The organism is uncultured Erythrobacter sp., assembly GCF_947502395.1.
Lineage (GTDB): Bacteria > Pseudomonadota > Alphaproteobacteria > Sphingomonadales > Sphingomonadaceae > Erythrobacter.
The window spans coordinates 382,821-394,453 of sequence record NZ_CANMZM010000003.1 but is presented as its reverse complement, the minus strand read 5'-3'; the positions used below and the strand labels follow the sequence as shown (position 1 = coordinate 394,453).

The 11,633-nt window shown below is 56.0% G+C and carries 9 protein-coding genes; 1 reads left to right on the top strand and 8 read right to left on the bottom strand.

The window, feature by feature from the left end; all coding sequences use genetic code 11:
- From Q0778_RS13165 to Q0778_RS13145, 5 genes are read right to left on the bottom strand one after another with little or no spacing between them, the layout of a single operon-like run.
- A complete protein-coding gene (locus tag Q0778_RS13165; RefSeq protein WP_298336679.1) occupies positions 1 to 579 on the bottom strand; it encodes a DUF4136 domain-containing protein in 579 nt (192 codons plus the stop codon).
- 23 nt (positions 580 to 602) lie between these two features.
- Positions 603 to 1,820 (bottom strand): sodium/glutamate symporter, encoded by a 1,218-nt coding sequence (gltS, locus tag Q0778_RS13160; RefSeq protein WP_298336677.1) that lies wholly within the window; start codon positions 1,818 to 1,820, stop codon positions 603 to 605.
- Positions 1,821 to 1,826: 6 nt separating this feature from the next.
- Positions 1,827 to 3,254: an efflux transporter outer membrane subunit gene (locus Q0778_RS13155; protein WP_298336675.1), complete on the bottom strand. Its 1,428-nt coding sequence runs from the start codon at positions 3,252 to 3,254 to the stop codon at positions 1,827 to 1,829.
- Positions 3,251 to 6,343 (bottom strand): efflux RND transporter permease subunit, encoded by a 3,093-nt coding sequence (locus tag Q0778_RS13150; RefSeq protein WP_298336673.1) that lies wholly within the window; start codon positions 6,341 to 6,343, stop codon positions 3,251 to 3,253. The genes Q0778_RS13155 and Q0778_RS13150 overlap by 4 nt, the downstream gene beginning before the upstream one ends.
- A 9-nt stretch (positions 6,344 to 6,352) precedes the next feature.
- Entirely contained in the window at positions 6,353 to 7,423 is a 1,071-nt protein-coding gene (locus Q0778_RS13145; RefSeq protein ID WP_298336671.1) for an efflux RND transporter periplasmic adaptor subunit, read from the bottom strand.
- 114 nt (positions 7,424 to 7,537) lie between these two features.
- Between Q0778_RS13145 and Q0778_RS13140 the strand changes: the two genes are divergently transcribed.
- Positions 7,538 to 7,978, top strand: a complete 441-nt coding sequence (locus Q0778_RS13140) for a potassium channel family protein (RefSeq protein ID WP_298336669.1) — start codon at positions 7,538 to 7,540, stop codon at positions 7,976 to 7,978.
- 106 nt (positions 7,979 to 8,084) lie between these two features.
- Here the strand turns inward: Q0778_RS13140 and Q0778_RS13135 are convergent, their stop codons facing one another.
- The 3 genes from Q0778_RS13135 to Q0778_RS13125 all read right to left on the bottom strand — a co-directional run bounded on the left by Q0778_RS13135 (position 8,085) and on the right by Q0778_RS13125 (position 11,507).
- Positions 8,085 to 9,227 carry an acyl-CoA dehydrogenase family protein gene (locus Q0778_RS13135; RefSeq protein WP_298301291.1) on the bottom strand — a complete coding sequence of 381 codons (1,143 nt, stop codon included), beginning with the start codon at positions 9,225 to 9,227 and terminating at the stop codon, positions 8,085 to 8,087.
- Positions 9,228 to 9,331: 104 nt separating this feature from the next.
- Complete coding sequence (locus Q0778_RS13130) at positions 9,332 to 10,582, bottom strand: hypothetical protein (protein WP_298336667.1); 1,251 nt, start codon at positions 10,580 to 10,582, stop codon at positions 9,332 to 9,334.
- Between the two features lie 91 nt (positions 10,583 to 10,673).
- Entirely contained in the window at positions 10,674 to 11,507 is an 834-nt protein-coding gene (locus tag Q0778_RS13125) for a ferredoxin--NADP reductase (protein WP_366519557.1), read from the bottom strand.
- Positions 11,508 to 11,633 lie beyond the last annotated feature (126 nt).

The window sequence follows — 11,633 nt, the reverse complement described above, 5'->3', positions numbered from 1 at the left end:
TCAGCTGGGTGGGAATCCTGCCAAAATCGTTTTCACGTCCTCGGCGGCGGTGTTGGTTCGTCCACGGATTTCAGAGCGTGACAGATTGCGGCTACCAACGCCATGCCAAACGGGCGACTTGCGGCTCACATCGTAGACATCGACCGAAAGCGTTCCCTCTGTATATTCGCGAAACTCCATGCGAGAAATCGTCGGTGTACTAACAGAGGGCCAGAAACGGCCGCCCCAGCGCCAGCTCGCGCTATTCTCCCAAAAAGCGCCAAGCGGTTCGCGAAATTCGATGCTGTCCCTCGTTCCAATAGTGAAGGAGACCGCAAAGTCTGCCGCAGCCAGATCCTCGGTGAAACTATAGCCTTTTGCCGCAAAATCCTCTTTTATCGAATCTGCGACCTCAGATTGGATAGCTGCGGGAATGAGGCGGTCACCAAATGCCAGCATAGGCCGCTCACTAGCCCACGCGAAAGTCTTGTAGCTGGAGAAATCCTGCGCCTGATCGAAATCGGTGGTGATATTTCCAGTCGTTGCACAGGCCGAAAGTGCAAGCGCAGTTCCGGCAATAAATATCGACATTGTCTTCATGATAGGTCTCCTAATTGACCGAGCTAAAGCGATAAGAAAAACTGGATTAGAAACGCGTTCGCCACATCCACAAAGAACGCGCCGACGAGCGGTACAATGATGAAAGCGGTTGGCGCAGGACCGTGGGATTTCGTCACGGCAGACATGTTCGCAATGGCAGTTGGAGTTGCGCCAAGGCAGAAGCCGGCGAAGCCCGCTGACAAAACGGCAGCGAAATAGTTTCGTCCCATCAGCGGGAAAACAACGAATAGTATGAATAGCACTGCGACCATGACCTGAGCAGCCAGGATGCCAAATAGTGGCCCGGCAAGGCCAGCCACTTCCCAAAGCTGCATTCCCATCAGCGACATCGCAATAAACAGGCCCAGGGAGAAGTCGGAGATCAGGGCCAGGCCTTTCGAACCTGTAGGCCACGCCATGTTCTTGAACAGCATGGGGATGGTGTTGGTCATCAGAATTGCGACCATCATGCAGGAGACGAAAAGCGGGAGCCTCAAACCCAGTTCCGCAATGACAATGTTGAGGATGTATCCGAGGATCATCGCGACATGGATGACGAGGATGGCACCCATAAGGTTGAGATGGGTAATCGACGTCGCGCCCTGCTTGTCTCGCTCAATCCCGACCAGCAGATCGCCATCTGTTTCTGATTTCAGTTTGTAACGGGACAGCAGAAGATTCGCGATTGGTCCGCCAAGAAGGCTTGCTATCACAAGGCCGATTGTTGCGGCGGCCACCCCTATCTCAAGAGCATTGTCGACGCCTTGCTCATCCAAAATCGTCGGTGCCCAGGCAATTGCAGTGCCATGCCCGCCTGCAAGCGAAGCCGATCCGACAAGCACACCTACGCCGCTTGGCTGACCCATCGCGGCGGCAGCCGTGTATCCGACAATGTCTTGCACCGCGAGATAGCCCAGCGTCAGCATTAGAAAGATCAATAACGGTTTGCCCCCAGCCAACAGCTGAGCAAAGCGAGCGTTTATGCCGATGGTTGTGAAGAAGTATATGAGCAGGATATCGCGCACATAGAGGCTGAACTCGATCTCCAGATCAAATGCGCGGTATGCAAGCAGGCCAAGAAGCGACGCGACGATCCCACCAGTCACTGGCTCAGGTATGTTGTATTTCTTGAGGAACTCGATGCGGTCGGTAACTTTGATCCCGACAAACAGAACGATGATCCCAAGCGTTAGGGTAACGAAATCATCGATCTGCAGGATTTTGCCGTCGACGATCTCCACGCGGTGTTACTCGCTCGTATCTGAAGTTAGCTGACGGGAAGTCCGCCAATCGCCGCCGAGTGCGAGGCTCAGCTCAATATACTGATTGAGTTGTCCCCTGCGAAGCGACAGCAAACTACTCTCCGCGCCGAACACGCGCTGCTGCACGCCAAGCACATCGAACAAATCGATCTCACCTTGTCCGTATTGCAGATTGGAAAGGCGCAGAGCGTTGCGGGAGCGATCAGCTGCTATCTCCAGCGCTTCACGGCGGGTACGCAGGAACACGCCGCGATCAAGAGCAGTCTCGACTTCGGTGAAAGCACTGATCGCCGTATCAGCATAGATCGCCACAGTGGCATCGACGTCCGCCTGAGCAATGTCGACTTGCGCGTCGAGCGCTCCGCCTTGGAAAATCGGAGCAAGCAGGTTCCCGGCAATTGTCCAAGCGATGTTCGCTGGGTCGAGCACGTTTTCGAGCTCCGAAGAAGCCCCGCCAATGGAAGAGGACAGCGATAGGCTTGGCAAGCGCGCAGCGCGGGCAATCGATAGGGAATTGAGAGCAGCCGCCACATCGCGTTCGGCAGCGATCACATCGGGACGACGTTCAAGCAGTTCGGATGGCAGCCCTGCGCCCGGTGCAGTCGGCAGTACGGGAAGCGTCTCAGCTGTATCCAGCAAACCCGCTGGATAGCGGCCTACCAGCGCCTCTAGCGCTCTTAGTGCCTCGATCTCTCCGTTCTGGGCTGTCGCTAGGCTGTCACGTGCGGATTGCAGGTCAGCCTCGGCAAGCGAAACATCAAATTCCGATGCAAAGCCGTATTGATACCGCAACTCAACGATCCTGAATATCTCGGTCAGCGCGTCTACAATACCGCTGGCAACAGCTGCTTGTTCACGAGATTCGATGACGAGGAAGTATGTTCGCGCGACGGAGGCAGCGATGGAATACTGAGCGAATACGTAATCCGCCTGGGCCGCTTGGGCGCTGGCGATTGCTGCGGCTTCGCCCGCTTCAATCCTCCCCCAAAGGTCCACCTCATAAGAGACCTGTAAGCCGACAGAATAGCGGGAATTGCTTCCCGGTCCGTCGATAATTTCTGTGCGTGTCGCGTCCGCAGATGCACCAACGGCTGGCAATAATGGCGCACCCGCTTGACGCACGAGCGCATTCGCCCGGCGGACACTGGCTGCCGCCGCCTGAAGGTTGCGGTTATTCCGCTGCGCTTCCTCAACCAGCGCCGTAAGAGTGGGATCATTGAAAGCGGCGATCCAACCCACATCGACTTCGCCAACCCGCTCGCGCACAGATGTCCAGTGATCTGGCGCAATTGGTGTGCTTTCTGCCGCCAGCGTCGCTGCGCGCTCATCATTGACTGCGCGAACGGTCGTGCAGCCCGATATGATCCCGAGCATCGCTACTGCTGCGGTTAATTTGAGTGCGTGCTTACTCATGTAACCGCTCCTCCTTCCACTTCGGAAGGATCATCTGTTCCAGCGGTCTCATCAGGGGTGATCCCGAACGCCTTGGCATAGAAGACCGGGAGAATGATCAGGGTTAGGACCGTTGCGAACGTCAGGCCGAACACCAGTACCACAGCCATCGACTTGAAGAATGCATCAAGGAATAGCGGTATGACGCCAAGCACTGTGGTGAGCGAACCCATCATGACCGGGCGAACACGGCTTGCCGCTGAGTCTAGCACCGCATCGAAGCGTGGTTTGCCCTCTTGGATTTCGAGGTCCATTTGATCGACCAATACGATGGCATTCTTGATCAGCAGGCCGGACAGTGACAGCAATCCAAGGATCGCCATGAATTCCATTGCCGTGTCGGTGACCAGCAACCCGATCACGACCCCGATCAAAGCCAGTGGCACGATCAACCAGATTACGAGCGGTTGCTTGAGGGCATTGAACAACACAACCACAACGAGAACCATTGCAAGGAAGCCGAGCGGCAAGGTGCTTGCGAGGCTCTCATTCGCCTCCGCACTGTCGCCAAATTCGCCGTTCCATTTGAGCTGATAGCCATCGGGCAAAGGAATGTTCTCGATTTCCGGACGAAGCCGCTCGAACAGTGTCGATGCCAAATCACCGGGGATCGGGTCAGCCTGCGCATTGATTGTCCACACACGATCCACCCGGCGCAGTTTGGCATTCTGCCAAGCCGTCTCGAAGCCGCTCACGACCTCAAGGATTGGCACGGCCCGCCCTGATGTTTGGCTGAAGATTTGAACCCCTCGCAGCGAAGCCTCATCCAGCCGCTCGCGCTCTGGCGCACGTGAAATGATGCGGATCAGCTGATCGCCTTCGCGATAGACGCCGACGTCGCGACCTGAGAAATTGGTGCGGAGTGCATTCGCCAAATCTTCTCGGGATATACCAAGTCGACGCCCGCTGCTTTCGTCGTACTTGACCTCGACTACGCTGACCGGTTGACGCCAATCGTCCTTGATCGAGATAGCACGTCCATCTGCGGCCATGACCGTCTTGGCCTTATCGGCAAGATCGCGAAGCACAGTTGGATCGGGTCCGGAGAATTCCACTTCAATTTTTGAGCCGCCGCCCGGACCCAGCTGGAATTGCCAGACCTTGGCCTGGGCATCGGGAAAGTTTGCGTCGATGTGGCTTTGAATTTGCGGCAGCAGGCCCGCAATCGCATCGTAGCTTTCTGTCTTGATCAGAAATTGTCCGTAAGCTGCACTCGGAGATTCAGGCGCATAGACGAGCATGTATCGCAGCGTGCCTTGGCCTACGAGCGTCTGAATGCCCTCGATCCCATTAAGATCGGACAAATAACCTTCAAGCTCCTGCATGTTGGCATTGGTAACCGAAATATCGGTGCCCTCTGGCATCGAGAAATCGACGACGATCTGCGGGCTGGTGGAAGGTGGGAAGAAACCCGATTTCACCATAGTGAAGCCGCCAATCGCAAGAACGAACATGCCCACTACGCCGATGATCGCCAGGCTCGATTTAGCGAGCACTTGCCGCATGATGGAGCGATAACGCGCGAAGAAGGGATGTTCCGGTTTCTCCTCAACCGGACCATCGCTTTCTTTGAACAATATATCGGCTAGTAGCGGTACTGCGGTTATCGCAAAGACCCAGCTAAACAGCAGCGAGATCATCACCACCCAGAATAGATCGCCAGTGAATTCTGCCGTCGAACCGGGCGCAAAACCGATAGGCGCGAAGGCGATGATCCCCACCAGCGTTCCACCCAAAAGTGGCCATTTGGTTCGCTGAACGATCTCTTTGGCGATATCCAGTTTCTTGCGGCCCTGCTGCGTGCCAACGAGGATTCCCTCGGTCACAACGATTGCGTTGTCGACTAGCATACCCAGCGCAATTATGAGCGCGCCGAGCGAGATACGGTGCATCGGAATGCCCCAGACAAACATTACTGCCAATGTTGCAGCGATAGTGATGACCAGCGTCGCCCCGATGATGATTGCGGAGCGCAAGCCCATGAAGAAAAACAGCGTCACTAGCACAATCACCAGCGCTGCGATGACGTTGATGGCAAAGTTTGAAACCGCTTCGGTCGTTATCTTCCCTTGATGATAGAACTCGTGAATCTCGATACCAAGCGGGCGCAATGCCTCGGTTTCGGTGAGCTTTGCATCAATGCCTTCGCCCATCTCTGAGACATTGGCTCCAGATACGTTAGAGACACCGATTGCGATCGCAGGTTTGCCATTCCAACGCACTATGTTCGCCGGAGGATCAATGTAATCGCGGGTGACATCAGCAACATCGCGCAATGTGACGATATTACCGGTTGTGGCGGTGGAAATGACCAGGTTGCGGATCGCCTCTACTGAGCCCACCTCTCCGGTGATCTGAAGCAAATTCCGCCTATCTCCGAATTTGATATCTCCGGCGGAAACAACTGAATTTTGCTGATCCAAGTCGGCATAGATTTGCTCGACCGACAGCCCCAAGGCATTGGCTCTCTCGCGTGAAACTTCGACGTAGATCGCTTCCTGCTGCGCGCCGAAAACGCTGACCTTTGCAACGTCGTCAACTTCGAGCAGATCGGTGCGCAGCGAGCGGACATATTCATTCACCTCAGCAGGTGAGTAGCCGTCGCCTGTCACAAGGTAGAGCAGGCCATAGACATCGCCAAAATCGTCGGCCACGTAAGGCGTGCTGGCCCCTGGAGGCAGCTGGCCGCGCGCATCGTTCACTTTGTTGCGAAGCTTGGACCAGATCAGCTGCAAGTCAGCTTTCGTCGGCGAGGCGCTGTAGAGAATATCTACGCTAATCTCAGACTTGCCAGCCGATGATACTGACCTGACCTCATCGACTTCGCCCAATTGCTGAATGGCGCTTTCCAACGTCTCCGTGACTTCGTTCGCCACCTCTTCTGGCGTTGCCCCCGGATATTGCGTGATCACCTGTGCGGTGCGGATTGTGAACTCGGGGTCTTCGAACCGGGCAATGTTTTGATAGCTGTACAGGCCGCCTGCCATCACCAATGCGATGATGATGAACATTATCAGGCGGTTCTTGATTGAGAATTCAGCTGCTCCCATCGTCAGGCCTCAGCTGTCGTGCGGACGGATTTTCATCCCGTCGTGTAGGTATGCCGCCCCAGCTGCGACAATCGTTTCACCTTTTTTGAGACCATCCGAAACTGCGATCTCATCCCCAATGCTCTGCGCAACCGTGATCTGGCGTTTCGACACCGTCATCGTCTTTAGATCAACGACCCATACGTAGCGCGCTTTGCCGTCAGATAGTACAGCGCCGAGGGGCACCGTTATACCGTCGCCTTCCAGTTCTTCTTCCACCAGATCGCGCCCCACATAGACCGTTGCGGTCATACCTGGCAGGACCGTGACACCTTGCGGCGGTGTGAAAGCGAACTTCACACGAAACGTCTGAGACTGCGTATCCGCCTGCGTGCGCGCGGCAAGAAAGCGACCCGGGATTTGCATCTCGAGCGCTGATGATAGCACGATGTATTCGCTGGTTGCTTGGCGTCCACCAAAGCGGGCAACCACACTGGAGGGAACATTTACTACCGCTTCTGCCGCGCCCGTGGATTGCAGTGTCACGACGTCCTGCTGAGGGCTCACGTTCTCGAAACGGACTGCCAGCTTTTCTGCCACCACTCCACTGAACGGCGCGCGCAACACAGTGTCGGCCAGGTCTTTCTTCGCACTATCGAGACTTGCTGCCGCGACATCCCGTTGAGCTTCTCGCTGGCGCACCTGAATTTCCGCAATCGCGTTCTGTTCGAGCAGAGCCGCCGCGCTTTCGTAATCCCTTTGTGCAGCGTCAAATTGCGCCTGTGCCGACGCAACAGCATTTGAATAGCGCCGCTGATCCAGCCTTGCTAGGACTTGTCCGCGCCGGACAAACTGCGATTCTGAAACCGGAAAGTCTGTAAGGAGTCCGCCGACTTGAAACGTGAGCGTTGAGGAATTGCGCGCCTCGACGATGGCTGGAAAACTGACATCAAGTCGCTCTCCGGCAGGTTCAATGACCAAAAGTTTCGCCGGACGAACAATCTCTGGCTCATCTACATTTGCGCCGCCGCATCCTGCGACAAATACGCATGCCGCGAGCGCAATATTGCGCCAACTTCTCTCAACAATTCCACCAATCATGTCAGGCGATCCCCTCCTAGACCGCTGAAGGTTGCCATTGAATCCAGATAGACGATAGTCTTTTCATGACTTTCGACCGTAAATTTAGACCGATGTCCTAGAGGCTTATGACAGATGGCAATTCAGTTAGTTTTGGGCACAGCCCTAATCGCTCTCACACTGCTCGTGGAGGTGGTGTTTGTTGCGCTGGCCTCATCTGTACTCACACGATTTGGTGATTGGCTCACATCGGGCCGATTGATGATCAAATTCGTTCTGAGCCTGCTCGGCGTCGTTCTTTGGATGGTGGCTGCGATCAGTGTCGGCGTATGGATTTGGGCAGCGGCGTTCCTTGCGCTGGATCAGTTTCAGCATCTGGAAGAGGCGCTCTATTTCTCTGCAGTGTCCATCACGACGCTCGGCTATGGCGACCTTGTGTTGGATCAAGAATGGCGATTGCTCTCAGGCTTGATCGCGGCAAACGGTCTTATCCTTTTCAGTTTAGCGACAGCCTTCTTTATCGAATTCATCAGCCGCGTCCGCGCAGCTCAGGATAGGTCAACTGGAAAGGAGTGAACTGCGCCATCTATTAGAATGTCCGCTAGGGGGTCGTAAGCTGTCAGTCTGCTTTTGCACTGATTTGGAATAATGCCGCCTTGCCTAGGTGGTGCCAAGGCTTCCCCTAAATCTCGCGGCTGACCACTTCCTTCATAATCTCAGATGTGCCGCCGTAGATGCGCTGAACCCGCGCATCGCGCCACAGCCGCGCAATGGGATATTCATTCATATAACCAGCCCCGCCATGCAGTTGGAGGCAAGCATCAACCATCTCCCATTGCATTTCGCTGTGCCAGAGTTTCGCAGCAGAAGCCTCACCCGTGGTCAGTTCGCCTTTCAAATGGCGCGCAATTGCCCAATCGAGATGCGCCCAGCCCACTTGCAGCTTTGCCGAAAGGTCCGCGAGGGCGAACTTGGAATTCTGAAATTCAAACACTGTCCTGCCAAAGGCTTTGCGCTCTTTGGTGAATTTGACCGCTTCGTCGAACGCGCGCTGAGCCCCGCCCATGGCGCTGACCGCGATGGACAGGCGCTCTTGCGGAAGCTCTTCCATCAGGTGGATAAAACCACGGTTCTCACCGCCCAGAATATTGGTCTTGGGAACACGCACGTCTTCGAAGAAAAGCTCTGATGTATCGGCGGAATGCTGCCCTATCTTGTCGAGATTGCGCCCGCGCGCGAAGCCGGGTGTGTCGGCATCGACCAATATCAGCGAGGTGCCCTTCGCGCCTGCATTGGGGTCGGTCTTGGCCACCACAATCACCACATCAGCGTTTTGGCCATTGGTAATGTAGGTTTTGGAGCCATTGATAACCAGGTGATTGCCATCCTCAACCGCCGTTGTGCGAATGCCTTGAAGGTCGGAGCCTGCGCCCGGTTCGGTCATCGCAATCGCGGTGATCACATCGCCCGAAATCATGCCGGGGATGTATTTTTCCTTCTGCTCCGGTGAGCCGAGCCGCTCAAAGTAATTGACGGTGATGTCGTTTTGCAGAGTGAAGCCAGCCGCCGAGCCCAAATAGGCAAGCTCTTCAGTGAGGACGCAGTTAAAGCCGAAATCGAGGCCCAGCCCACCGTTCTCTTCCGACACCGTGGGGCAGAGCATGCCCGCTTCGCCCAAGGCCTTCCACGCAGAGCGCGGCACGATGCCCTCTTCCTCATGCTGGTCGAGGTGAGGCTCCATATGTTCGCCAAAGACTTTGCGGACAGTCTCCCGAAAGGCTTCGTGATCTTCATTATAGGCCGAGCGGTTGGCGACTTCGAGCATGGGTCGGGATCTCTCAATTGTGATTCAAGTTGCGGGCGGCAACTGACCCAAGAGAAGGAGCCAAGTAAAGTGCGTTTTTTGCGAGAATAGCCCTGCGGCGATGGTCAGACTGTCGATTTCAGCACAAAGAACACCACCGACAAAGCTGTCATGATCACAATCGCCGCCATGCTCAACATGCGGATGACAGGGCTGGGTCGATGCCCGTCCGGCATCTCGCAGCGTGTAACAACAAGGTGATTGACCAGAGCGGTCGCCGGAGTGACCACAAAGAATATCGAGGTAACCAGATCGATAAAGGTGGTGAAGCTAGCCAGCATCAGGCTCAAGAACCCGTAGCTCAGCACACCAAGGAGGGTTAGGAAAAACGCGTAGGTGGCGCGGTTCGGCATCGCTCCAACATTGCCGCGATACTCCTGATACATCGCTCCAAATCCGCGCGCAGCTCCATCAAAAGATGCAGCCAACGTAGTCGCCATAATGCAAAGGGCGGCAACACCCGCGAAGAATGCGGGGATCGGCCCGAGCGTATCGCGATAAAGCCCGATGATCTGCGCGGCGAGTTCAGCAGCTCCACTTTCGGCGGTGATCCCGCCTGCATGCATCACGCCTGCGCCAAGGATGCAGAAGCACAACGCCAAGAAGCTGGTCAGCAGATAGGCTGCAAGAAACCCTTTTCGCGATGCCTTAATGGACGGTTTTTGGCTCGGTCCTGCCTCCTCCTGGCTTTTGAGCGTCCATAAGGAGATATCTACCGACTGCCCCATGGAGGTCGGCATGAAGCCCGCTAACGCCACCACAAACAGCAGGCCCATCGGGTCCATTGCCCAATCCATATTGAACGCGCTCGCCCATTGCACTTGCGGTAAGGCCAGTGCAGCTGCGCATACCGTTGCCAAGGTCAGGAACACCAGCAAGGCCTTACTCAGTCCTTCGAGCCAGCCATATCCCCCGACCAGCAAAAGGGTGAGGGTCGCTGCGAGAGCGATCAGTACAAGGGTGAGGATGGAAAACTGCATTCCAGTTACGGCGGCTAGGATGGCGGCCGTAGTGATGCTGACTGCAGCAAGACCGATCGGCGCCAGCATCATGCTCATCACGGCAAGCAACACCACCAGCCATGGCGAGAGCTCGCGGTAGCCGCCGATCAGCGTTTTGCCGGTGGCGTGTGCATAATCGAGCCCGAAGCGAAAGGCCGGGTATTTGAACAAGTTAAACAAGATGATGACGGCGATGAGCCCAGCGCCATACATCGCGCCTGCCCGCGTCGATTGGACAAGGTGCGAAACTCCGATTGCAGCGCCAGCAAAAACCAACCCAGGCCCAGCAGCTCGCTGCAATGTCTGAAAGTCCACCCGTCCCCCAATCTGTGCGCATCATGAGCGCGTCGCTCAATGGGTACACGTGCTGCCGATCAAAGCAATCGGCGAGCGGCCGATATGCGCCTTAGCCTACAAAGGCGCGTTCGATCACGAAAGAGCCGGGCTTGTTGTTCGCGCCCTCTTCAAAGCCGCGTCCTTCCAAGTCTGCGGCGTGATCCTTGATCATTGCCATTGACCCGCACAGCATCACGCGGTCGTTTTCAGGGTCGAAGCGCTGCGGGCCTTTGCTCTGCTCGAACAGCCGTCCGTCGTCGATCAGCGTTTGGATGCGGCCCTGCATGCGGAAGCTTTCACGCGTTACGGTGGGCACGTAGATGAACCGCTCACGGTCTTCATCTTCCAGCAGAGGATCGCCTTCGAGCTTGCTTTCGAGCAGTTCGCGATAGGCAAGATCGGCGACCCGCCGGACCGAATGCACAACGATCACCTCGTCATACATGGCATAGACTTCCGGATCGCGGGCGAGGCTCATAAATGGAGCGAGACCTGTACCGGTTGAGAGCATAAACAGCCGCTTACCCGGAAGCAGCGCGTCGGTGACAAGTGTTCCGGTGGGCTTCTTGCCGAGGTAAATCGGGTCGCCTTCTTTGATGTGCTGGAGCCGCGAGGTCAGCGGGCCGTCCTGCACCTTGATCGACAGGAATTCGAGTTCCTCATCATAGCTGGGCGAGGCAACCGAATAGGCGCGCAAAAGCGGCTTGCCGTCTTCCTTGGGAAGGCCGATCATCACAAACTCGCCCGAGCGGAAGCGGAAGCTGGCCGGACGCGTCATCTTCAGTGAGAACAACTCCTCGTTCCAATGATGGACATCCGTGATCGTCTCAATCGTGACAGCACCGCTTTCGGCAAAAGCCTCACGCGGAGGGATCGGGGAGGTAACAGCTGTATCGGTCAAAATCGGCCTCAAAACTTGTGCGGGCACGTGAAAGTCGCGCCGTTAATGTGCGCGCAAATGGCGCTTTCGGACGCATTCATCAAGTTAGATTAGCGATTGGGGGACAAAGTACGCCTTCACAATGCCCCC